This window comes from Dyella sp. SG562 (assembly GCF_011759495.1).
Taxonomy (GTDB): domain Bacteria; phylum Pseudomonadota; class Gammaproteobacteria; order Xanthomonadales; family Rhodanobacteraceae; genus Dyella_D; species Dyella_D marensis.
Genome location: NZ_JAAOYS010000007.1, coordinates 194,475 through 215,361, shown reverse-complemented (window position 1 = coordinate 215,361; position 20,887 = coordinate 194,475). Strand labels below are relative to the sequence as shown.

Sequence of the window (20,887 nt, the reverse complement as noted above, 5' to 3'; positions counted from 1 at the left end):
CGGTGTCCTGGAAAGAATCAGCGGTAAGGGCCGAGCAGGTCCGGATCGACCTGCGGCGAAGGAGGCACGGGCGGCGCGTCGCCATGCGCGACGGCCTGGCGCAGCTGGAACACATAGGCCAGCACCTGCGCCACGGCGACGTAGAGCGCGGCGGGAATCTCGCGGCCGAGTTCCGTGGTGGCGTAGAGAGCACGCGCCAGCGGCGGCGCTTCCACCATCGGGATGCGGTGCCCGGCGGCGACCTGGCGGATCTGCATGGCCAGCACGTCGGCGCCCTTGGCGACCACGCGCGGCGCGCGCATGCGGCTCTCGTCGTATTTCAGCGCCACGGCGAAGTGGGTGGGGTTGGTCACCACCACGTCGGCCTTGGGCAGCTCCTGCATCATGCGGCGGCGCGCCAGCTGGTGCTGCACCTGGCGGATGCGGCCCTTCAGTTCCGGATTGCCTTCGCTTTCCTTGTTCTCGTCGCGCAGCTCCTGCTTGGTCATGCGCAGGCGGCGGCCGTGGTCGTAGCGCTGGTAGGCCGCATCGATGCCGCCGATCAGCGCCAGCATGGTGCCGAACAGCAGCGCGGCATGACCCAGCTGCGACAGCGACAGCGCGATGCCTGCGCCGACCGTGCCGCGCCCGGTGGCCTGCATGGCGTCCTGCCGGTGCCACAGGAACCAGGCCAGCGAGGCGCCGATAAACACCAGCTTGAGCAGCGATTTCGCCAGTTCCACCGCGCCGCGCATCGATACAAGACGACCGAGGCCGGCGATGGGATCGAGCCGGTCGAATTTCGGCTCGAGCGCCTGCGCACTGAAACTGAGGCCGCCCAGCAGCAAAGGGGCGGCGAACGTGGCCAACATCGTCGCCACCGCGACCGGCGTGATCAGGGCCATTGCTTCGCGCAGCGCCGCAGCGAGCACGCGCGCCGGCAGCTCGCCGGAGAACAGCGCTTCGCGGCTGTAGCCGAAGCCCAGTTCGTAGACACGCTTGGCGTGCACGAACGCGCGCTCGCCGCCGCTCATCAGCGCGGCGACACCCGCCAGCACCACCAGGGCGCCCGACAGATCGCGCGAACGCGGAACGTCGCCCTTCTCCCGCGCTTCGCGCAGGCGTTTCTCCGATGGTTTTTCGGTGCGTTCCTGGTCGTCGCTCTCGGACACGTCAGGCTCCCATCCTTATTGACCCAGCAGTTCGCGCATCAGAGACCACGCGCTTTCCTCGAGCGAGCCGAACGCCCCTGGCAACGCGCGCAACGACAACCACAAGGCGATAAAGCCCAGGCACAAGGTGATCGGAAAACCCACCGCGAACAGATTCATCGACGGCGCCGCGCGGCTGATCGCGCCGAAGCCCATGTTCACCACCAGCAGCGCCGTCATCGCCGGCAGGGCGACGCGCACGGCGCCGGAAAACAACTGGCCACCGAACACCGCCACCGCACGCAGCCCGTCCGGCGAGATCGCCCCGGTGCCCGGTGGCAGCGTGCGGAAGCTTTCGGCCAGCAATGCGATCAGGCGCAAATGGCCGTCCATCGCCAGGAACAGCAAGGTCACCAGCAGCAGATAGAACTGGTTGAGCACCGGCGAGCTGCCGCCGCCCTGCGGGTTCACCACTTCGGCGAACCCTAAGCTCATGCTCTGCGCCACCAGCTGCCCGCCGAACGCAACCGCCTCGAAGGTCAGCCGCAGCACGAAACCCACCGCCGCGCCGATCAGCAGCTGCCCCGCCATGGTGGCGATGCCGCCGGCGCTCATCGGGTCGATCCGCGCCGGCGCCAGCGGCGCCAGCACCATGGTCAGCAGCATGATCAGGCCGACGCGGATGCGCGCCGGCAATACCGTGGCGCCGAACACCGGCGCCACCAGGAACAGGCCGGCCACGCGGCCCATCGCCCACAGCACGCTGCCGAGCAGGATCGGCAGCTGGGCGAGATCCAGCGTGGTCACCGCACCGCTCCGGGCAATCCTTCGATCAGGTGCCGGGTGAACTGCACCAGGGTGCGCAGCATCCACGGCCCCGTGATCAGCGCGACCAGCGCCATCGCGATCAGCTTCGGGATGAAGCTCAAGGTCATTTCGTTGATCTGCGTCGCCGCCTGGATCACGCCGACCAGCACACCGACCGCCAGCGCGGTAAGCAGCAAAGGGGCGGCGACGAGCATCGCGACGTAGAGTGCGTGCTGGCCGAATTCGATGACGGACTCGGGGGTCATGCGCTGGTCCTCCGCTTCTGCCCCCTCTCCCCTCCGGGGAGAGGGTTGGGGTGAGGGGCCGGGCGGAGCGAGATGTTGAGGGCCTGCCGCGGACTGCAGCTCGCACGTACCAGCCCTGTGGCGAGCCCCGCCCCCTCACCCCGGCCCTCTTCCCGGAGGGGAGAGGGAGAAGATCGCGTCGCACTCATGAGAAGAAGCTCCCCGCCAGCGTGCCGAGCAACAGCGACCAGCCGTCAACGAGCACGAACAACATGATCTTGAACGGCAGCGAGATGATCATCGGCGACACCATCATCATGCCCATCGACATCAGCACGCTGGCCACCACCAGGTCGATGATCAGGAACGGGATGAACAGCAGGAAGCCCATCTGGAAGGCGGTCTTCAGCTCGCTGGTGACGAAGGCCGGCATGGCTACGCGGAACGGCACCTCGTCCTTGCCGGCATAGGGCTGCTCTTTCGCCAGGCGGGTGAACAGCTGCAGGTCGGCGTCGCGCGTCTGGTCCAGCATGAAGCGCTTGAATGGCGCGGCGGCGGCGGGCAGCGCCTGCTCGGCGGCGAGCTCGCCGTCCATATAGGGCTTCACGCCGTCGGCGTAGGCACGCTCCAGCACCGGCGACATCACGAACAGGCTGATGAACAGCGCCAGGCCCAGCAGCACCTGGTTCGGCGGCGTGGACTGCGTGCCCAGCGCCTGCCGCAGAAAGCCAAGCACGATGATGATGCGCGTGAACGAGCTCATCATCAGCAGGATCGCCGGCAGCAGGGTCAGCACCGTCATCAGCGCCAGCATCTGTAGCGACAGCGTCCAGCTCTGGCCGCCGCCGGCGGCGTTCTGCACGTTCAGCACCGGGATGCCGGCGACCGGATCGGCCAGCAGCGGCAGCGGCGCCAGCAGCAGCAGGGCGAACAGGAAATATTTCATCACTTGCGCTTCCAGAAGCCGAGCAGGTCCGCGAAGGCGGGCATCGGCGGCGATGGCGGAGTCTCGGCGGCGGGCGCGTCGCCTTCGTAGACGTGCAGCGTGCGCATGCCGCCCTGCCCCACGCCGACCAGCAGGCGCTTGCCATCCGCCTCCAGCAGCAGCACGCGCTCGCGCGTGCCCAGCGCGAAGGATTCGACGCAGCGGATGCGCCGGCCGCCGGACTGCGCGCGCCCCTGCGCGCGGCGGCCCAGCCAGCCGGCGGCGAAGATCAGCGCGATGATGCCGATCAGGCTCAGGCACACGCGCAGCAGTTCCCCGCCCACGCTGGGTTCGGCCGCGGGCGCGGCGGCCATGGCAAGCAGGAGCATCATCAGCGCAGCTTCCGCACGCGCTCGGCAGGGCTGATCACGTCGGTGAGGCGGATGCCGAACTTCTCGTTGATCACCACCACTTCACCGTGCGCCACCAGGGTGCCGTTGACGAACACGTCCAGCGGTTCGCCCGCGGCGCGGTCCAGTTCCACCACCGAGCCCTGGTTGAGCTGCAGCAGGTTGCGGATGCTGATGCGCGTGCGGCCGACTTCCATCGCCAGCGTGACCGGCACGTCCAGGATCAGGTCCAGGTTGACGTCGCCGTTCTCGCCGGCCACGCCCAGCATGGTTTCGTATTCCGGACGGCCGGCCGGATCGAGCAGGGTGGCGGAGTCGTTGGTGGTGCTCATGCGTTGGGATTCCCGGTGGAGAACTCGGCGGACGTGCGCGTTTCGCGGCGGCCGGCGGGGGTCTGGAAGCGGACGGCCTTGTGGCCGCTGGCGCGGCCGAGCTGGCCGCGGAAGATCGGTACGTCCTCGGCGAATACCGTGCACAGCTCCGGCAGGTTCACCGGGATCACGTCGCCGGGACGCAGCTTGAGAAAGTCGCCGATCTGCATGTCGGCTTCGAGCAGCAGCGAGCTCAACTCCACTTCGGCGTCCAGCACTTCCTGGTGCAGGCTCTGCAGCCAGCGCTCGTCGCGCTCGACGCGGTCGCTCTGCACGCCGGCGTCCAGCAGCACGCGGATCGGCTCGACCATGGAGTACGGCAGGGTGAGGTGGATCTCGCCGCCGCCGCCGTCCACTTCCACGTGGAAGCGCGACACCACCACGGTTTCGGTCGGGCTGACGATGTTGGCGAACTGCGGATTGATCTCCGAATTCAGGAACTCGAAGTTCAGCGGCAGCACCGGCGACCAGGCCTCGACCATGGCGGTGAAGATTTCCGCCAGCACGATCTGGATCACCCGCGTCTCGGTCGGCGTGAAGTCGCGGCCTTCGATGCGCGCGTGGTAGCGGCCGTCGCCGCCGAAGAAATTGTCGATCACGCTGAAGACCAGGCGCGGCTCCATCACGATCAGCGCGGTGCCGCGCAGCGGCTTCACGCGCACCAGGTTGAGATTGGTCGGCACGGCCAGGCCGTGCACGTATTCGACGAACTTGGACATCTTCACGCCCAGCACCGAGACCTCGCAGGTCTTGCGCAGCACGCCGAAGATGCCGGTGCGGAAGTAGCGCGCGAAGCGGTCGTTGACCATCTCCAGCGTGGGCAGGCGGCCGCGCACGATGCGGTCCTGCTGGGTGAAGTCGTACGACAGCACGGCATCCTTCGGCGGCGGCTCGTCGCCGCCGGTCGGCACATCGCCGCCGTTGACGCCGTTGAGCAGGGCGTCGATTTCTTCCTGGGAGAGCAGATCGCTCACGGCTGCCTCACTGCATCACGAAGCTGGTGAAATACAGCGCTTCCACGCCGGGGCGGCCGGTGCGGTCCTCGACGATCTTCTGCACCGCCGCCAGCGCCTTGGCCTGCAGCTTCTGCTTGCCGGCGGTGTCGGACAGCGCGGTGTAGTCCTGCGCGGAGAACAGCATCACCAGGGCATTGCGGATCACCGGATCCGCTTCCTTGGCGGCCTGCAGCGCGGCCGGGTCGTGCGACATCAGGGTGACGCCGACCTGCAGGTAGCTGAGCCCGTCGGCCTTCTGGAAATTGACCACGAAGGCCGGGTCCATCGGCATGAACACCTCCGGCCCTTCCTTCTTCTTCTCGACCTTCGCTTCGCTGCCCGCGGCGCCCTGCGCGGCGTGCCCGCGCAGCGTGTACAGCGCGTAGCCGCACACCGCCGACACCAGCACCAGGGCCGCGGCAAGAATCAGGACGGTGCCCCGCCCATGGCCCGCCTTGGGGGCGGGGGCGGCGACGGCGGGAGTGGGCTCGGCGTTCGACATGCAAGACCTCGGGTGGACACGGTTCCTTGTCGGCAGCGCCCCGGGGGCGGTGCCTGGCGGAGGTCTTGTAGCAATCGGCATGCCATCGGAAGAAATGGCTTGGTGGCGCGGTTTGCGGCGCCCATGGGCGGAGATTGCGGCGTTTTATTGACGCGCGGCGGGGGGACGTCGCGACGCCGCCATGGCGGCGCATTTTCGGATTCGCGCGACGTATTTTCGGATTTGTGTGATACCATATTTCGGTACCATCTCTGCATGAAAAACAAACATGCAAGGACGCTGAGCCTGATCTTCAACCGCCCCGCTTCCGGCAACGTGAAGTGGGCGGAGGTGGAGGCTCTTTTCAGGGAGCTGGGCGCGAGGATCAGCCAGGCGGAAGGCTCCCGCGTGGCGGTCGTGCTGGCCGGGGAGGTCCACGTGTTCCACCGCCCTCACCCGCGGCCGGACATGGACAAGGGCGCGGTGGCCGGCGTCCGCAAATGGTTGGAGTCTCTTGGAGTGAAGCCATGATCAATGTCATGACCATCGACGGCCACAAGGCCGTGATCGAATACGACCCGGAGCTCGAGATGTTCCGCGGCAAGTTCACCAGCCTCAACGGCGGCGCCGATTTCTACGCCACCGACGTGGCCGGCCTGGCGCGTGAGGGCAGCACCTCGCTGCGCGTGTTCTTCGAGACCTGCCGCGCCAACGGCATCGAGCCGTACAAGAACTTCTCCGGCAAGTTCCAGGCGCGCATCCCGCCCAAGCTGCACGAGCGCGCCGTCACGGCGGCGGCGGCGCGCGGCGTCAGCCTCAACCAGCTGCTGCAGATCGCGCTGGAGCACGAAGTGCTCAGCCCGGCCTGAAGCTGGAGCTCAGGCGAACGTATCCAGCAGGCCGACGGCGACCGTGCGGGCGCCGACGCCTTCGACCGGATCCGCTTCCGCGGCCAGCGCATCCTGCGGCTCGCCCGCGTGGCCGGCGCCGCGCTCTCCCGCACTTTGCTGCCCCACCTGCGCCTGTCCCAGCGACAGGCCATGCCCCGCCAGCATCAGGTCGAGCTGACCCAGCGTCTGCTGCACGGCGGTGACGGCCGCCGGATGCTGCGCGGTAAAGCTGACGTCGACGCGGCCGTGTTCGGCCACGCTCACTTTCACGTCGAGCTGGCCCAGTTCCTCCGGGCGCAGGCGGATGCGCGCCTGCTTGATCTCCTGGCCGCCCAGCCAGGCGACCTGCTGGCCGAGTTCCTGCGCAAAGCCCGGGCTGCCGGCGGGCGCATCCATCTTCAGGCTGTGCGCGGCAGGTGCGGCGTTCGGCGCAGGTGCATGCAGCGTCATCGGAGCGGCGAGCGCTTCGACGTTGCCCGGTTCGGCGGACTTGTGCGTTTCCGGCGCAGGCGACGCACTCGCCGCCGCAAGCAGTGCGCTGGCGTCGACACCGGTGGACGGCACGGGCGCCGCGGCGCCTGCATCCTTCGCGGCATCCGTCACCAATCCAGGCAATCCACGCGGCGCACCGCCCTTGCCCGCATCGGCCGATACCGCCTGGCCCTGGCCCGCACCGGCGATCTTCACCTGCGCCGCCACGCCCTGCCCCAGCATCGCGAGCACCGCCGCCGCCAGCGCATTGCCATCGCGCTCGGCCGGGTCGGTGATCGCTTCGTCCTTGCCGGCGAGCGGACCGCCGGCCTCCACGGGGGCCAGCGCCACCTTCGCCGGCAGCACCGGTGGCGCGATGGCTGCCGGCAAGGCGGCGCCCGCCTGCTGGCGCATCACCTGGTTGAACTGGCGCTCGAAACCTTCCTGGCCGGAGGCGGCATCGGCTGCGCCGGTCTGCGCACCCTTGCCGGCGGCGGCAGGCGCGCCGGAGGCGACGGGCTTGGGCGTGGAAGTAGGCATGGATACGTTCGGAGTCATGGAAGGAAGCCTGCTAGCTGCGGCGCCGCGGGTTGCGGTGCTGCATGCGTTCGTCGATGTCGTTCTGTTCGCGGCGCTCTTCGCTCTTGCGTTCCTGCTCGCGCGCCTGGCCGATCACGCTCTCCAGCGCACGCTCGCGCGCATGCGCGGCACGCCAGGCGGCGCCGGCCTGGTCGAGCAGGCGGCGCTGGCGCTCCACCTCGAACAGCTGCTGATTGATGGCGCGGTCGATGCGCTCCACGAACTGCTGCCGGTTGAGCAGCGCCGCCACCGAAACCGCGGCCGCGCCGTCCAGCGCGTACTCCGCGCGATAGCGGCGCAGTTCGGAAAGCTGGTGCTCGGCCGCGCGCAGGCGCTCCTGCTGCTCGGCCAGGCGCAGCGCGGCGGTTTCGCGCTTTTCCTTGGCGTGATCGGCAGCCGGCGCCAGGCGGGCGGAACGCGGCTTCATGCGGCGGCCTCGGCAGCGAGCTCCTGCAGCGCCTCGATCGCCTGCGCCAGCGGCATCGGATCGTCCACTTCCTGCTGCAGGAAACCGCGCAGCTGCGGCCACATTGCAATGGCCTTGTCCACCTGCGGATCGGAACCCTTCTGGTACGCGCCCACCGCGATCAGGTCGCGCTGCTGGCGATACGCCGAATAGACCTGCCGGAACTGCTGCGCCGCGCGCAGGTGCGTGCGCTCCACCACCGCCGGCATCACGCGGCTGATCGAGGCTTCGATATCGATGGCCGGATAGTGGCCGGCTTCGGCCAGGTCGCGCGACAGCACGATATGGCCGTCCAGGATCGCGCGCGCCGCATCGGCGATCGGATCGTGGCGGTAGTCGTCGCCCTCGGTCAGCACCGTATAGAACGCGGTGATCGAACCGCGCCCCTCGGCATCGTTGCCGGCGCGCTCGACCAGGGCCGGCAGCAGGGCGAACACCGACGGCGGATAGCCCTTGGTCGCCGGCGGCTCGCCGATGGCCAGCGCGATCTCGCGCTGCGCCTGCGCGTAGCGGGTGATCGAATCCATCAGCAGCAGCACGCGCTGGCCGCGGTCGCGGAACCACTCGGCAATCGCGGTGGCGTACTGCGCGCCGCGCAGGCGCTTCAGCGGCGGCGCATCGGCCGGCGCGGCGACGATCACCGCGCGGGCGCGGCCTTCCTGGCCCAGCGTGTGCTCGACGAATTCCTTCACCTCGCGGCCACGCTCGCCGATCAGGCCCACCACCACCACGTCGGCGTCGGTGTAGCGCGTCATCATGCCGAGCAGGGTCGATTTGCCGACGCCGGAGCCGGCGAACAGTCCCAGGCGCTGGCCGCGGCCCACGGTAAGCAGCGCATTGATCGCGCGCACGCCCGTATCCAGCGGCGCGTCGATCGGCTTGCGCGCCATCGGATTGATCGGTTCGCGCTTGAGCGAGGCGTGCTCGTCCACGTCGAGGGGGCCGGCGCCATCCAGCGGCACGCCGTCCGCGCCGATCACGCGGCCCAGCAGCGCGGCGCCCACCGGCAGGCCGCCGGTATGCGAGCACGGGCGCACGCGCGCATTCGGCAGCACGCCGTGCATCTCGGTCACCGGCATCAGCAGCAGGCGGTCGTCGGCGAAACCGACCACTTCGGTATCCAGCTGCACGCCGCCCGCGGCGGCCACCAGGCAGCGCGCGCCGAGCGGCGCTTCGCAGCCTTCGGCTTCCAGCGTCAGCCCGACCACGCGGCGCAAGCGCCCCTCCACCACCAGCGGCGCAGCCGCCTCGGCGCGGCGTGCGCGGCGGGCCAGGCGCTGGCGCCAGCGTTCGGTGGTGGCGGAGCCGCGGCTCATGCCATTTCGGTCTCGGGATCTTCGCTGGCTTCGTCGCCGAACACCGCGTCGGCGATGGCGGCGAGCCGCGTTTCCACCTTGGCGTCCAGGCGCGAGCTTTCGCTTTCCAGCAGGCAATCGCCGCGCTGCATGTCCGGGTCGGGCAGCAGCTGCCAGTGCGGCTCCGCCGCCTCCAGCTCGCGCAGCAGGGCCAGATCGTCCGGATGCAGATACACGCGCAGGTTGCGCGTCGCCGCCGGCAGGGCCAGCGCGGCTTCGCGCACCGTGCGTACGATCAGCGCGGGCGAGGTTTTCAGTTCATGCCCCACCACACGGCGGGCGATCACCAGCGCCAGCCGCGCCAGTTCCTGTTCGGTCGCGTCGTCCAGCGCTTCCAGCGGCCGCGCGGCGGCGTGCAGGATGCCGTCGAGCAAGGCGAGCTTTTCGCGCAGCTCCGCGTCCGCGGCGGCGCGCCCTTCGGCCAGGCCTGCCGCGTAGCCCGCGTCGCGCGCTTCGCGCTCCAGGCCTTCCAGATCGGCCACGGTCGGCAGCGCCGCCTGGGCTTCCGCCGCCTCCGCCGGCTTGGGCTCGCCCACCTCGGGCAGCTCCCACCGGCGGAAATCCTTCAGCTGTTCGCGCGAGAGAAAGGAAGCGGCCATCAGACGAAGTCGTCACCGCCGCCGGTAAGGCTGATCTGCCCGGTGTCGGCCAGCCGGCGGGCGATCTGCAGCACTTCCTTCTGCGCGGCGTCGACTTCGCTCAGGCGCACGGGGCCCTTCACTTCCAGGTCGTCGCGCAGCATGTCGGAGGCGCGCTTGGACATGTTCGAGAAGATGCGTTCGCGCACGCCGGGCTCGGCTCCCTTCAAGGCGGTGACCAGGCGCGCCGACGGCACTTCGCGCAGCAGCATCTGCATGCTGCGGTCGTCCAGCTCCGCCAGGTCCTCGAACACGAACATCAGTTCTTCGATGCGGCCGCCGAGCGCCGCATCGTGGCCGCGGATCGCGCTCATCAGCTCGGTCTCGCGGCTGGTCTCCATCGCATTGAGGATGTCCGCCGCCGCCTTCAGGCCGCCGACGGTGGCGGACTTCAGCTTGTTGGTATTGCCGGAGAACTGGCGCTCCATGATCTCGTCCAGTTCGTTCAGCGCATGCGGCTGCACGCCGTCGAGCGTGGCGATGCGCATCACCGAATCGCTGCGCACGCGCGGCGGCAGGTAGCCGATCACTTCGGCGGCCTGGTCCGGCTCCAGGTGCGCCAGCACCAGGGCGATGATCTGCGGATGCTCCTGCCCGATCATCTCGGCGATCGCGCGGCTCTCCATCCACTTCAGCGATTCCAGGCCCTTGCTGCTGCGGCCGAGCAGGATGCGGTCGATCAGGCCGCCCGCCTTGCTCTCGCCCAGCGCGTTGACCAGGATCTTGCGGATGTATTCCTCGGTGCCCACGCCCAGTGAGGTGTGCCGGCCCATGTCCTCGGTGAGGCGGCCGAGTACGTGCTCGACCTGCTCGCGCGAGACATTGCTCAGGCCTGCCATGGCCTGGCCGACGGCCTGCACGTCGCGGGCATTGAGATGCTTCAGCACTTCGGCCGCGTCCTGCTCGCCCAGGGTGAGCAACAGGATTGCCGCGCGCTGGGCGCCAGTGATTTCGATATTAGCCGCCATCTTCGCCCACCCAGCTCCTGACCACCTGCGCCACCTGCTTGGGGTTCTCGGTGACCATGCGCTTGGCCATCGCCACGCGCGCTTCGTAGTTCATGCCCGGCGGCGGGCCCAAACGCCCCGGCGCCACGTCGTCGTCCATATCGTCGATGCGCACCGATACCGTCGGCACGCCGCCGGCGCCGGCAGGCAACGCCTGCAGCGCGGTGCCTGGCGCGCCCTTGAACACGCCGCGCAGCAGCGGGCGCAGCAGGCCGAAGGCGATGATCAGCGCGACCAGCACGCCGCCGCCCTGCTTGATCAGGTCCATCACGCCGGGGCGCTGCCAGAACGGCGTCTCCGGCAGGGGTTCGTTGCCCGGCGCCTTGTGAAAGGGCTGGTTGATCACGCTGACGCTGTCGCCGCGCTGCTGGTTGAAGCCGACCGCGTTCTTGGCCAGGTCGGTCAGGTGTTCCAGCTCCTGCGCGGTGAACGGCACGCTCTTGCTGTTGCCCTTGTCGTCGGTGGTGGCCTTGTTGTCCACCGCCACCGCCACCGTGAGGCGCGCGAGGCGTCCGGCCGGATCGCTGACGTGGCTGACGGTGCGATCGAGTTCGTAGTTGCGCGTGGCGCTGCTGGAACTCTCGCCGCCTGCATTGGTATTCGCCGTGGCCGCCGTGGCGTTGGCATTGCCCGCGCCGGCATTGGGCTTGGCCGCGGTCGGCTGCGCCACCGTGGTCGGCGGCTGGTTGCTCAGCGCGCCCGGCACGCCGCCGTTGCTGGAGCCGTCGCGGCGCTGCTCGCTGCTGACCTGTTCGCTGCGCAATGCGGGGTTGTCGTGATTGTAGGTTTCGGTGGCCTTCTCGGTCTGGCTGAAATCCAGGTCCGCATAGACCTGCGCGCGCACCTTGCCCGGGCCGACCAGCGGCGTGAGCAGTTCCTCGATGCGCTGCGCGTAGGTGTTCTCCATCCGCGTAGCCAGGCGCAGGCGGCTGTCGCCGACCGCGCCGGCGCTGTCCGGATCGGTGACGGTGAGCAGTTGGCCTTGCTGGTCGACCACTGAAACCTGGCGTGGATCCAGCTCCGGCACGCTCGACGCCACCAGGTGCACGATCGCCGCCACCTGCGAGGCATCGAGCTGGCGGCCCGGGAACAGCGTCACCAGCACCGAGGCGCTGGCCTGCTTGTTGTCGCGAATAAAGGCCGACGGTTTCGGCAGCGCCAGATGCACGCGCGCCGCGCGCACCGACTGCAGGCCGGCGATGGTGTTGCCCAGGTCCGTTTCCAGCATCTGCTGATAACGCGTGCGTTCGGCCAGGTCGCTCATGCCGAACGGCGAATCCGCGCCGGGCACGGTGGCGCTGGTGCCCGCGCTGCCTTGCGGCAGGCCTTGCGCGGCGAGGCGCAGGCGCACGGCGGCAAGATCCGCCGCCGGCACCGAGATCGATGCGCCATCCGGTCCCAGTTGATAGGGCGTGTTGGACGTCTGCAACGCCTGGGTAATGGCGGAAGCATCCTTGGAATCCAGGCCCGCATACAGCAGCGCGAAGTTGGGCCCACGCGACCACAGCACCACCGCGACGCCGAACGCCACGGCCGCGGCCACGGCAACCAGCAGCAGCAGCTGCCGCGTCGCCGGGCTCTGCGCGAGTTGCTTCAGCGGGTCCAGGCGCTTGCCGTTCGGGTCGGTCTGCGCGATGGCGTTTTCGGCCATGAAAACTGCTCGTTATCGGTGGAGTGGGATGGCGGGCGGACGCTGCGGTCCGTTACACCGGCATGTTCATGATGTCTTTGTAGGCATCGACGAGTTTGTTGCGCACTTCGGTCATGGCGCGCAGGGAGAGGTCGGCCTTCTGCACGGCGACCATGGTGCGGCCGAGGTCGGCGCCGGCGTCGCCGCGTTCGAAGGAGGCCGCCAATTTTCCGGCTTCCATTTGGGTCTGGCCGACGGTGGCGATCGATTGCTTGAGCAGGGCGCCGAAGTCGCTGGTTTGGGCTGGGATTACGCTGCGCGATGCGGTTTCGGGTGTCGGCATGGTGGCGGACATTTGCCGCATTTGGGATAGCAGGCTGTTGACGTCGATTGTGGGCATGACGGAATTCCAGCGCGTCCTTTGATGACTAGGGGGATGGATGCACAAGGTGTGCCATCACCAAAAAGTGGGTTGCGCGTGCGTTGCTCGTCATCCCAGCGTAGGCCGGGATCCAGTCGCGACTAGGGGCGGTTGTCGCGATTTGGCCGCTTATGCAGCGGGCATTTCGGACGCCTGCCGGCGCCCGAGTCACTTTCTCTTTGCTGGCCCAAAGAGAAAGTAACCAAAGAGAGAATGGCCTGAGAGCAAAGGCTCGCGACGCGACTAGAAGGAGCGGTGGTCGGCTGCGGTAACCTGATTAACCTGGGTCTACACGAAACACCAGTGCGGTTTCGTAACGCGTCCTTCAACGTGCCGTGGCCGAGAGGACGTTCAAGGAACGAGGCCAGCTTGTGCTCTTCGTTCCTGTATGCGGCGCCACATCACTTCTCCCTCTCCCCTCCGGGGAGAGGGTCGGGGTGAGGGGCCGGGCGGAGCGAGGAGATGGAGTTTTTTGCGCTCTGATAGAACGATCCAAATCCGGCGCGCACTGGGCGCGCCGGATTTGATTGATCAAGGCACCTGCAAACCCGCCTGCAGACCGTATTTCCGCAGCTTCTCCACCAGCGTGGTGCGCTGCATGCGCAGCAGCTTGGCTGCGTGGGCGACGACGCCGCCGGTGGCGTCGAGCGCCTGGCGGATCAGGCCTACTTCGATATCCGAGAGGTGATCCTTCAGATCCAGGCCGCCTTCCGGGAGGATCGCCGCCGAAGGCTCGTGGGCAACCGAGGCGGCGATCGGGGTGGCGATCACGGGAGCGCGGCCTTCCATGACCGCCAGCAAGGCGGCGCCGGTGACTTCTTCGCCGACGGGAACGCCGCGGTATTTCTCGGGCAGGTCGCCGGCGCGTACTTCGCACGACGGATAGAGGATGGCCATGCGCTCGACCAGGTTGCACAGCTCGCGCACGTTGCCGGGCCAGGTGTGGCTGCGCAGGGCGTTCATCGCGCTGGCGCTGAAGCGCACGCCGCCCAGGCCGCGGCGCAGCAGGCGCTGGTTGAACTCGGTGATCAGTTCCGGCAGGTCTTCCAGATGCTCGCGCAGCGGCGGCATCTCCAGCGGGAACACGCTCAGGCGGTAATACAGGTCTTCGCGGAAGCGGCCGTCGGCGATGGCCTGCTCCAGGTTGCGGTGCGTGGCGGCGATGATGCGCACGTCGCAGCGCTGGGTGCGGTTGCCGCCGACGCGTTCGAACACGCGCTCCTGCAGCACGCGCAGCAGCTTCACCTGCATCGGCAGGCTCATGTCGCCGATCTCGTCGAGGAACAGCGTGCCGCCCTCGGCCAGTTCGAAACGGCCCTTGCGTGCGCTGATCGCACCGGTGAAGGCGCCCTTCTCGTGGCCGAACAGTTCGCTTTCCAGCAGTTCCGCCGGAATCGCGCCGCAGTTGATCGCGATGAACGGCTTGTCGCGGCGCTGCGAGGATTCATGGATGGCGCGCGCCACCATTTCCTTGCCGGTACCCGATTCGCCCAGCACCAGCACGGTGGAATCGAACGGCGCGACCTGGCGCACCAGCGCATTCACGCGGCCCAGCGCATTGGAGCCGCCGACGATGCGATGCATGCCCGACTGTCCCGTGGCGCAAGCGGACTGGCCGCCCTTGAAGCTCAGCCGCGATGGCGCCGAGCAGCGGCGCAGCGCGTCGAGCAGCGGTTCGTAGCGCAGCGGGAACGAGAGCAGCTCCACCGAGCGCGAACGCGAACCCGGCAGCGCGCCGGGCAGCTGCGCGGCGAGCGGGGAATCGTTCGCCACCAGCAGCGGCAGATGCAGCGCCAGGTCGCCCAATGTGTCGAGCTGGCGCTGGAAATCGTCGAGGTCCACCACGTCGCCGATATAGATCGCGCACCAATCGCCCTTGCCGCTTTCAGCGGTATCGTTACCGGCGAAACGCGGGCGATACCCCAGGAATTGCAGCGCCGATCCGATGGTATCCGCCCGGACGGCATCCGCTTCGATGACCAGTACGTCGATGTCTTGGACTTCGTTTTGCACGCTAAACCCCCTGCCCATGGTGGTGACCGGCGTTCCCATGCCCTGTCACTCGTTTTTCTGCTGACCCATAGCGTCAACGCTCCGACGTCGACGCCGTTGGGCTATACGCAAAATCGGGGCCAACGAGGTGGCGGGTCTATGACGGGGGGGCTGGATGGGGTCGGTTTTCCGACTACTCCCTAGTACTGAAAACGTATTCGTGAGGCCTGCGAATCGTCTTAAACCGTTGAGTGACCGGCGCTAAATGAATGGATGCTGACGCCGCAGGCCTGGGCACACCGCACATGCCAAGTGTCAGACACGTCAAAAAACTGAACTTTTGGGGCCTCGGTTTTGTGATATCGATCACATTGCCTTCACGAACTGCTTCAGGCCGCTGGCCCATGCCCTTGCCGGGTGACTGCCACTCTGCGTCGGTGATGGCGAAAAACCATCCGTTCCAGCCCTTCGCCCAGCGCGTCGGAATGATTCTCAAACGTCAGGAACACGCGGCCGTCGGGGAAACGGCGTTCCACGCGCACCGGCAGTTCCAACGGAAAACTCGGGCAAGCATCGAGGCGGATGCGCAGCAGCGCGCCCTCGCCGGCCGGCGCCAGCGCCGGCGGCACCAGGGCGCCCACGGCGTTGAAGCGCAGGGTGTGGCGGGGCCGGGTCAGCGCATCGGGAATCAATACGCGGTTGATGATGTGGATCAGCGCGGTGAGCTTGGCGTCCATCCGCGCAAGATCCTGCACCAGCGGGCTGTCCTCGTCGGAAACCTCGGCATTGCGCTCGTCCAATACGTCCAGCATGCCCAGCGCGGCCAGGTTGCGTTCGGCATAGCCGGCGGCCATGCGCTCGTCCAGCGGCAACGCGAGCGGCTCCAGCTCGGCCAGCCAGTCGCCCTCGCAGGCGAGCAGTTGCTGGAATTCGTCCCAGGCGCTGGCATTCATGTGTGGCGTTCTCCGGCGATGCCGCCCGATCGGGCGTAGGTTGGGGTGAGCCGCAGGCGACTGCGAAGGCAGGATGCCGTAGCGAACATCCGCATAGCGGATGGCCCGAAGGGCGGGTTGCTGATGCAGCCCGTAACCCCAACGTGGCGAGGCGCATGAAGTTGCCGGCGTCGGGGTTCGCCTGCGGCTCAGCCCAACCTACACGGATGATTCCGCGACGTCAGTTGCTGGTGTAGGCGGCGATGGCCTGCGAGCGGCCATGCGCCGCCTGCCATTCCTGCGCCACTTTATCGCGCTCGCGCTCCACCACCTCGCACAGGCGGCGGTTGTAGTCGATCAGGGCGCGCAGGGCGGTCGCGTCGCCGCGGCTGGCCGGCAGCACCTGTTCGAGCACGCGCTCGCGTTCGTCCTGGATCGCGGCGAAGCGTTCCCAGTCGCCCTGCTCGGCCATTTCCAGCATGCCGCGGCTCAGCGCCATCACCTGTTCCAGGCCGTTCACAGCGCGGCCTGCGCGGGACGCTGCGGGCTGCGCGCGTCCATCGGAATGCCGTTCCAGGCGCGGCGCAGCTTCTGCATCAGGTCGGAGACCTCGTCCAGCGCGCGCGGGTCGTCGTGCAGGTTGGCGTGCAGCAGCCGACGGCCCATGTAGTCGTACAGCGCGCCGAGCTGGCCGACCAGCGGCGTTTCCACCGCCGGATCCAGGCTGCCGCGCAGCTCGCTGATGATGTCCAGGCAGCGCGAGATCAGCTCGCCCTTGGCGGCCACCTCGCCGTGCAGCATATGGCCGCGCGCCTTGGTCAGGCGTTCGATCGCGCCGTCCATCAGCATGGTGATGAGGCCGTGCGGGTCGGCGGTTTCCACCGTCCCGTGCGAACGCACCTGCTGGTAGGCGCCGGCGCCGTATCCGAATCCCATGGTCTGGCTCCTCGCTTACTTGCTGCTCTTGGTGAGCGCGTCGAACTGCTGCGTCAGGTAGCTGCTGGTGCTGTTGAGCTTGGTCAGCAGGGTGTCCAGCGCGGTGAAGCGCTTGGTGTACTGGGTGGTCAGCGCGTCCATGTCGGAGTTGAGGTTGTCCTGGCGCGTGCCCAGGTCCTTCAACTGCTTGTTGAGATTGTTGGTGCGCGTGGTCAGCACGCCGGTGCTGGCGGTCCAGTCGGTCAGCGGGCTGTTGAGCTGGGTGGCCATGCCGCTGGTGCCGGAGAACAGGCCGCTCACCTTGGTGCCGCCGTCGCTCAGCGCGGTGGATAAGGCGCCGCTGTCCAGCTTCAGCGTGCCGTCGATCTGCAGGGTGATGCCGATCGAATTGAGCATGGCGCCGTTGCCGCCCGGCCCGCTGACGATGTTGGAAAGCGTGCTCTTGATGCTGTTGAGCGTGGCGTCGCCGATCAGCGCGCCGGTATTGGCGCCGCTCGGGTCGTACGCGGTGAGCGATTGGTACATGCCCACGAAGTTGTTGTACGCGGTGACGAAGTTGCCCACCGCGGTGGACGCCGCCGAGCTGTCGGTGCTGACCGACAGCGTGGCCGTGCCCGGCTTCCACAAGCTCAGGGTGATGCCGTCGATGGCGCCGGTCACCGTATTGCTGGCGCTGGTGGCGGCCAGGCCGTCGATGGTGAATTTCGCGTCCTGCGCCGCGGTCAGCACGGACATGCCGTTGCTGCTGGACGCCGGGTCGTAGTTGAGCGCCGCCAGGCCGCCGTCGCCGCCGCTGCTGCTCACCGTGAAGGCATTGGCCTGGCCGGTGGCGGTGCTGCTCAGCACCAGGTGCGCGCCGTCCGAGCCGGTGACGATGGTGGCGGTGACGCCGGGGTTGCCGCTGCTCTTGTTGATCGCGTCGCGGATCTGCGACAGCGAGGAACCGTCGCTGCCGATGTCGATGCTCATCGACTTGCTGCCGACGCCGATGGTGAGCGTGCCGGTGCCGACCTTGGCATCGCTGCTGGCCACGCCGGCCGACTGCACTTTCAGCGCGGTGGCGAGCTGGCTCACGTTGAGGTTGTAGCTGCCGTTCATCGCGCCGGTGGTGGAGCTCACGCTGAACACGCTGGCGTCGCTGGTCGCGGCCTTGCGGGTCTGGAACGAGGTGCCGTCGCTCAGGCCCTTCAATGCGGTCTGCAGGGCGGCGAGCGCCGAGCTGACCTGGCCCAGCGCGGAGATCTGCGTCTTCGCCGTGCTGGTCTGGGAATCGATCTGGTCCTGCAGCGGCTTTTTCTTGGCCGCCACCAGCTGGCTGACCAGGCCGTTCACGTCCAGTCCCGAACCCACGCCGGCGGCGGTGAGCGGGCCGGTGGAGGAAGAAGTGGAAGAGGTGGTGATAGCCATGGTCGGAAGGATTTCCTTATGAAAAGGGACGGCCGCGTTTTATGCGCGGCCGTCCATCGGGAGTTACTGCAGGAGCTTCAGCACGCTCTGCTGGCTGGAGTTGGCCTGGGCCAGCACCGACACGCCGGCCTGCTGCAGGATGTTCGCACTGGACATGTTCGCGGTCTCCGCGGCGAAGTCGGCGTCCTGGATCTGGCTGCGCGACGAGTCGAGGTTCTGCGAAATGGTCTGCAGGTTGGAGATGGTGGACTGGAAGCGGTTCTGCACGGCGCCCAGGTCCGAACGCAGGTTGCTCACCGACTGCAGGGCGGCATCGACGCGGCGGATGGCGTCGTTGGCGCCGGACACCGTGCTGATCGAAGCGTCGGACAGGTGCTTGCTGTCCAGCGCGTGCGTGGCCTTGTCGGCGGCGGCGAAGCCCAGGGCGGTGGCGCCGGAAGCGTCGACGTCGGCGCCGAAGGCGGCGACCGAGATCTTGCCGGTGGCGTCGGCCGAAGCCTGCGCGTCCACGCCGGCGTCCTTGAAGCCCGCATTCAGCGCGTCGGTGGCGTCCTGCGCGGTGTTGAACACCGTGCCGCTCTTCAGCGTGACGCTGGTGGTGCCGATCTTCACCGTCTGGTCGGCGGCAAGGGTCAGCGGATAGGTCGGGGCCGTGCCGCTGGCGGTCACCGCGGCGGTGTCGACCTGGCCGACCTGGTTGGTCTTCATGCCGACGCTGAAGTTGACGCTGATGGTCTCGCCGACGTTGGCGCCGACCTGGAACGCCACCGTGCCGGCGCTGCCGTCCAGCACCTTGGTGCCGTTGAAGTTGGTCTGCTGCGCGATACGGGTCACTTCGGCCAGACGCTGCTGCACTTCCTTGTCGAGCGCAGCGCGGTCGGTGGTCGAGTTGGAGCCGGTGGCCGACTGCACGGCCAGCTCGCGGATGCGCTGCAGGTTGTTGGTCACTTCGTCCAGCGCCGACTCGGTGGTCTGCGCCATCGAGATACCGTCGTTGGCGTTGCGCACGGCCTGGTTCAGGCCATTGATCTGGGTGGTGAAGCGGGTGGAGATGGCCAGGCCCGCCGCATCGTCCTTGGCGCTGTTGATGCGCATACCCGAGGACAGGCGCTCGATGGCGGTGCTCAGCTTGCTCTGCGTCTTGGCCAGGTTGTTCTGGGCATTCAGCGAGCTGATGTTGGTGGTAACGCTCATGACCATGGGAATTCACTCCGTTGGGGTCGAAGCCGGAAAGAGGCCGGCGGTTGGTTCAGCGGGAATTCCTGCTGGAACGTCCGCCTCAGGTACTGTTTCGACCGGTTCCCATGGAACTTGAGCAGGCTGGCGATTTGGGCTAGGAACGGCCACGTCCGGCCACGCGCCGCCCCGGCGGCGAGGCCGCACAGAATGGTGGTGGTGGAGAGCGTGATCGTCATGGCCGTGTGGTTTCCTTGAGTGGTGGATGGCCGCGCCCCATGCGCGGCCATCGCTGATCGCTTACTGCAGCAGTTTCAGCACGCTCTGCTGGCTGGTATTGGCCTGCGCCAGCACCGACACGCCGGCCTGCTGCAGGATGTTCGCGCTGGACATGTTCGCGGTCTCCGCCGCGAAGTCCGCGTCCTTGATCTGGCTGCGCGACGAATCGAGGTTCTGCGAAATCGTCTGCAGGTTGGTGATGGTGGAATGGAAGCGGTTCTGCACCGCGCCCAGGTTCGAGCGCAGGTCGCTCACCGATTGCAGGGCGGCGTCGACGCGGCGGATCGCGTCGTTCGCCCCCTCGGTGGTGGCGATCGAGATGTCCGACAAGTGCTTGCTGTCCTTGCCGACCACCACTTTGTCGGCCGCCGCAAAACCGAGTTCGGTGGCTGCCGAGGTGTCGATGACGGCGTCCAGCTTGCTCGTGGCGATGGTGAACTTGCCCTTGATGTCGACCGAGACCTGCGCATCCACGCCCGCGCTTTCGAAGCCGGCCTTCAGCGCGGCGACGATCTCGTTGCCGAACTTGAACACGGTGCCTTTCTTGAGCGTGACGTTCGCGCCGTCGAACTTCACCGTCTGATCCGCAGAGAGCGTCAACGGGAATTTCGGCTCCGTGCCGCTCGCCGTCACGGAAGCCGTTTCGATCTGGCCGATCTGACTGGCCTTCATGCCGACGCCGAAATTGACGCTGATGGTCTCGCCCACATTGGCGCCGACCTGGAACGCCACCGTACCGGCGCTGCCATCCAGCACCTTGGTGCCGTTGAAGTTGGTCTGCTGCGCGATACGGGTCACTTCGGCCAGGCGCTGCTGCACTTCCTTGTCCAGCGCGGCGCGATCGGTGGACGAATTGGACCCGGACGCCGACTGCACCGCCAGCAGGCGCATGCGCTGCAGGTTGTTGGTCACTTCGTCCAGCGCCGACTCGGTGGTCTGCGCCATCGAGATGCCGTCGTTGGCATTGCGCACGGCCTGGTTCAGGCCATTGATCTGGGTGGTGAAGCGGGTGGAGATGGCCAGGCCCGCCGCATCGTCCTTGGCGCTGTTGATGCGCATGCCGGATGAAAGGCGCTCGATGGCGGTGCTCAGCTTGCTCTGCGTCCTGGCCAGGTTGTTCTGGGCATTCAGCGAGCTGATGTTGGTGGTAACGCTCAGGCTCATGGTGCTTGCACTCCAATGGATTCGGAACCGTCGAGGACGGCGGTTCGGATTCCCATGGGAATGCCAGCAGGAACGCCGCCGCCTCAAGGAGGGCGTCGGCGGCAGCGGCATGGAGCTGCAGCGGATCGAGGGCAAAGCGCCACGCACGGATACCAGCGGCGGACGATCGGATACGGCGGC

At 67.8% G+C, this 20,887-nt stretch carries 25 protein-coding genes; 2 read left to right on the top strand and 23 right to left on the bottom strand.

Going from position 1 to position 20,887, the window contains the following annotated elements:
• Positions 1-17 precede the first annotated feature (17 nt).
• The 8 genes from flhB to FHW84_RS14650 all read right to left on the bottom strand — a co-directional run bounded on the left by flhB (position 18) and on the right by FHW84_RS14650 (position 5,385).
• Positions 18-1,151, bottom strand: coding sequence for a flagellar biosynthesis protein FlhB (gene flhB, locus FHW84_RS14685; protein ID WP_167256715.1), 1,134 nt, complete (start codon positions 1,149-1,151; stop codon positions 18-20).
• A gap of 15 nt (positions 1,152-1,166) precedes the next feature.
• A complete protein-coding gene (fliR, locus tag FHW84_RS14680; protein ID WP_167256714.1) occupies positions 1,167-1,937 on the bottom strand; it encodes a flagellar biosynthetic protein FliR in 771 nt (256 codons plus the stop codon).
• Positions 1,934-2,203 (bottom strand): flagellar biosynthesis protein FliQ, encoded by a 270-nt coding sequence (fliQ, locus tag FHW84_RS14675; protein WP_167256713.1) that lies wholly within the window; start codon positions 2,201-2,203, stop codon positions 1,934-1,936. The genes fliR and fliQ overlap by 4 nt, the downstream gene beginning before the upstream one ends.
• Positions 2,204-2,387: 184 nt before the next feature.
• Positions 2,388-3,128, bottom strand: coding sequence for a flagellar type III secretion system pore protein FliP (gene fliP, locus FHW84_RS14670; protein ID WP_167256712.1), 741 nt, complete (start codon positions 3,126-3,128; stop codon positions 2,388-2,390).
• Positions 3,128-3,499 carry a flagellar biosynthetic protein FliO gene (fliO, locus tag FHW84_RS14665; RefSeq protein ID WP_243868123.1) on the bottom strand — a complete coding sequence of 124 codons (372 nt, stop codon included), beginning with the start codon at positions 3,497-3,499 and terminating at the stop codon, positions 3,128-3,130. The genes fliP and fliO overlap by 1 nt, the downstream gene beginning before the upstream one ends.
• The gene (gene fliN / locus FHW84_RS14660; RefSeq protein WP_231504260.1) at positions 3,499-3,786 is read right to left on the bottom strand and encodes a flagellar motor switch protein FliN; all 288 of its coding nucleotides are present in this window, start codon (positions 3,784-3,786) and stop codon (positions 3,499-3,501) included. Before fliN ends, fliO begins: the two co-directional genes overlap by 1 nt.
• A gap of 59 nt (positions 3,787-3,845) precedes the next feature.
• On the bottom strand, positions 3,846-4,862 hold the full coding sequence (fliM, locus tag FHW84_RS14655) for a flagellar motor switch protein FliM (RefSeq protein WP_167256711.1): 1,017 nt from the start codon (positions 4,860-4,862) through the stop codon (positions 3,846-3,848).
• A 7-nt stretch (positions 4,863-4,869) separates the two neighbouring features.
• On the bottom strand, positions 4,870-5,385 hold the full coding sequence (locus tag FHW84_RS14650) for a flagellar basal body-associated FliL family protein (RefSeq protein ID WP_167256710.1): 516 nt from the start codon (positions 5,383-5,385) through the stop codon (positions 4,870-4,872).
• A gap of 255 nt (positions 5,386-5,640) precedes the next feature.
• On the opposite strand from FHW84_RS14650, the gene FHW84_RS14645 reads away from it, so the two are divergent.
• Together FHW84_RS14645 and FHW84_RS14640 are read left to right on the top strand one after the other, a co-directional pair.
• A complete protein-coding gene (locus FHW84_RS14645; protein ID WP_167256709.1) occupies positions 5,641-5,895 on the top strand; it encodes a type II toxin-antitoxin system HicA family toxin in 255 nt (84 codons plus the stop codon).
• Positions 5,892-6,233, top strand: a complete 342-nt coding sequence (locus FHW84_RS14640) for a type II toxin-antitoxin system HicB family antitoxin (RefSeq protein ID WP_167256708.1) — start codon at positions 5,892-5,894, stop codon at positions 6,231-6,233. Before FHW84_RS14645 ends, FHW84_RS14640 begins: the two co-directional genes overlap by 4 nt.
• A 9-nt stretch (positions 6,234-6,242) precedes the next feature.
• On the opposite strand, the gene FHW84_RS14635 is transcribed toward FHW84_RS14640, so the two are convergent.
• The 15 genes from FHW84_RS14635 to FHW84_RS14565 form a co-directional block, all read right to left on the bottom strand.
• The gene (locus FHW84_RS14635; RefSeq protein ID WP_167256707.1) at positions 6,243-7,265 is read right to left on the bottom strand and encodes a flagellar hook-length control protein FliK; all 1,023 of its coding nucleotides are present in this window, start codon (positions 7,263-7,265) and stop codon (positions 6,243-6,245) included.
• 31 nt (positions 7,266-7,296) lie between these two features.
• On the bottom strand, positions 7,297-7,731 hold the full coding sequence (fliJ, locus tag FHW84_RS14630; RefSeq protein ID WP_167256706.1) for a flagellar export protein FliJ: 435 nt from the start codon (positions 7,729-7,731) through the stop codon (positions 7,297-7,299).
• Positions 7,728-9,086 (bottom strand): flagellar protein export ATPase FliI, encoded by a 1,359-nt coding sequence (gene fliI, locus FHW84_RS14625; RefSeq protein ID WP_167256705.1) that lies wholly within the window; start codon positions 9,084-9,086, stop codon positions 7,728-7,730. Before fliI ends, fliJ begins: the two co-directional genes overlap by 4 nt.
• Positions 9,083-9,724, bottom strand: a complete 642-nt coding sequence (locus FHW84_RS23405; RefSeq protein WP_167256704.1) for a FliH/SctL family protein — start codon at positions 9,722-9,724, stop codon at positions 9,083-9,085. The genes fliI and FHW84_RS23405 overlap by 4 nt, the downstream gene beginning before the upstream one ends.
• Positions 9,724-10,713 carry a flagellar motor switch protein FliG gene (gene fliG, locus FHW84_RS14615; protein ID WP_343203607.1) on the bottom strand — a complete coding sequence of 330 codons (990 nt, stop codon included), beginning with the start codon at positions 10,711-10,713 and terminating at the stop codon, positions 9,724-9,726. Before fliG ends, FHW84_RS23405 begins: the two co-directional genes overlap by 1 nt.
• A gap of 7 nt (positions 10,714-10,720) precedes the next feature.
• Complete coding sequence (fliF, locus tag FHW84_RS14610) at positions 10,721-12,421, bottom strand: flagellar basal-body MS-ring/collar protein FliF (RefSeq protein WP_167256702.1); 1,701 nt, start codon at positions 12,419-12,421, stop codon at positions 10,721-10,723.
• A 52-nt stretch (positions 12,422-12,473) separates the two neighbouring features.
• Positions 12,474-12,800: a flagellar hook-basal body complex protein FliE gene (gene fliE, locus FHW84_RS14605; RefSeq protein WP_167256701.1), complete on the bottom strand. Its 327-nt coding sequence runs from the start codon at positions 12,798-12,800 to the stop codon at positions 12,474-12,476.
• A gap of 552 nt (positions 12,801-13,352) precedes the next feature.
• Positions 13,353-14,834, bottom strand: a complete 1,482-nt coding sequence (locus FHW84_RS14600; protein ID WP_343203605.1) for a sigma-54 dependent transcriptional regulator — start codon at positions 14,832-14,834, stop codon at positions 13,353-13,355.
• Between the two features lie 368 nt (positions 14,835-15,202).
• Positions 15,203-15,766: a PilZ domain-containing protein gene (locus tag FHW84_RS14595; RefSeq protein WP_167256700.1), complete on the bottom strand. Its 564-nt coding sequence runs from the start codon at positions 15,764-15,766 to the stop codon at positions 15,203-15,205.
• A 220-nt stretch (positions 15,767-15,986) separates the two neighbouring features.
• Complete coding sequence (locus FHW84_RS14590; protein WP_167256699.1) at positions 15,987-16,265, bottom strand: flagellar protein FliT; 279 nt, start codon at positions 16,263-16,265, stop codon at positions 15,987-15,989.
• The gene (fliS, locus tag FHW84_RS14585) at positions 16,262-16,681 is read right to left on the bottom strand and encodes a flagellar export chaperone FliS (protein ID WP_167256698.1); all 420 of its coding nucleotides are present in this window, start codon (positions 16,679-16,681) and stop codon (positions 16,262-16,264) included. Before fliS ends, FHW84_RS14590 begins: the two co-directional genes overlap by 4 nt.
• A 15-nt stretch (positions 16,682-16,696) precedes the next feature.
• Positions 16,697-18,088, bottom strand: a complete 1,392-nt coding sequence (fliD, locus tag FHW84_RS14580) for a flagellar filament capping protein FliD (RefSeq protein WP_167256697.1) — start codon at positions 18,086-18,088, stop codon at positions 16,697-16,699.
• A gap of 63 nt (positions 18,089-18,151) precedes the next feature.
• Positions 18,152-19,288: a flagellin gene (locus FHW84_RS14575; protein WP_167256696.1), complete on the bottom strand. Its 1,137-nt coding sequence runs from the start codon at positions 19,286-19,288 to the stop codon at positions 18,152-18,154.
• Positions 19,279-19,503 carry a hypothetical protein gene (locus FHW84_RS14570; protein WP_167256695.1) on the bottom strand — a complete coding sequence of 75 codons (225 nt, stop codon included), beginning with the start codon at positions 19,501-19,503 and terminating at the stop codon, positions 19,279-19,281. Before FHW84_RS14570 ends, FHW84_RS14575 begins: the two co-directional genes overlap by 10 nt.
• Positions 19,504-19,564: 61 nt before the next feature.
• Positions 19,565-20,707 carry a flagellin gene (locus FHW84_RS14565; protein WP_167256694.1) on the bottom strand — a complete coding sequence of 381 codons (1,143 nt, stop codon included), beginning with the start codon at positions 20,705-20,707 and terminating at the stop codon, positions 19,565-19,567.
• Positions 20,708-20,887: the final 180 nt, after the last annotated feature.

Excerpts from the sequence above, each read along its gene's own strand:
- fliQ (WP_167256713.1), bottom strand. The coding sequence starts at position 2,203 with ATGACCCCCGAGTCCGTCATCGAATTCGGCCAGCACGCACTCTACGTC.
- fliP (WP_167256712.1), bottom strand. The coding sequence starts at position 3,128 with ATGAAATATTTCCTGTTCGCCCTGCTGCTGCTGGCGCCGCTGCCGCTG.
- fliO (WP_243868123.1), bottom strand. The coding sequence starts at position 3,499 with ATGATGCTCCTGCTTGCCATGGCCGCCGCGCCCGCGGCCGAACCCAGC.
- fliN (WP_231504260.1), bottom strand. The coding sequence starts at position 3,786 with ATGCTGGGCGTGGCCGGCGAGAACGGCGACGTCAACCTGGACCTGATC.
- FHW84_RS14650 (WP_167256710.1), bottom strand. The coding sequence starts at position 5,385 with ATGTCGAACGCCGAGCCCACTCCCGCCGTCGCCGCCCCCGCCCCCAAG.
- FHW84_RS14645 (WP_167256709.1), top strand. The coding sequence starts at position 5,641 with ATGAAAAACAAACATGCAAGGACGCTGAGCCTGATCTTCAACCGCCCC.
- FHW84_RS14640 (WP_167256708.1), top strand. The coding sequence starts at position 5,892 with ATGATCAATGTCATGACCATCGACGGCCACAAGGCCGTGATCGAATAC.
- FHW84_RS14635 (WP_167256707.1), bottom strand. The coding sequence starts at position 7,265 with ATGCCTACTTCCACGCCCAAGCCCGTCGCCTCCGGCGCGCCTGCCGCC.
- fliJ (WP_167256706.1), bottom strand. The coding sequence starts at position 7,731 with ATGAAGCCGCGTTCCGCCCGCCTGGCGCCGGCTGCCGATCACGCCAAG.
- fliI (WP_167256705.1), bottom strand. The coding sequence starts at position 9,086 with ATGAGCCGCGGCTCCGCCACCACCGAACGCTGGCGCCAGCGCCTGGCC.
- FHW84_RS23405 (WP_167256704.1), bottom strand. The coding sequence starts at position 9,724 with ATGGCCGCTTCCTTTCTCTCGCGCGAACAGCTGAAGGATTTCCGCCGG.
- fliF (WP_167256702.1), bottom strand. The coding sequence starts at position 12,421 with ATGGCCGAAAACGCCATCGCGCAGACCGACCCGAACGGCAAGCGCCTG.
- fliE (WP_167256701.1), bottom strand. The coding sequence starts at position 12,800 with ATGCCCACAATCGACGTCAACAGCCTGCTATCCCAAATGCGGCAAATG.
- FHW84_RS14595 (WP_167256700.1), bottom strand. The coding sequence starts at position 15,766 with ATGAATGCCAGCGCCTGGGACGAATTCCAGCAACTGCTCGCCTGCGAG.
- fliS (WP_167256698.1), bottom strand. The coding sequence starts at position 16,681 with ATGGGATTCGGATACGGCGCCGGCGCCTACCAGCAGGTGCGTTCGCAC.
- fliD (WP_167256697.1), bottom strand. The coding sequence starts at position 18,088 with ATGGCTATCACCACCTCTTCCACTTCTTCCTCCACCGGCCCGCTCACC.
- FHW84_RS14575 (WP_167256696.1), bottom strand. The coding sequence starts at position 19,288 with ATGGTCATGAGCGTTACCACCAACATCAGCTCGCTGAATGCCCAGAAC.
- FHW84_RS14570 (WP_167256695.1), bottom strand. The coding sequence starts at position 19,503 with ATGACGATCACGCTCTCCACCACCACCATTCTGTGCGGCCTCGCCGCC.
- FHW84_RS14565 (WP_167256694.1), bottom strand. The coding sequence starts at position 20,707 with ATGAGCCTGAGCGTTACCACCAACATCAGCTCGCTGAATGCCCAGAAC.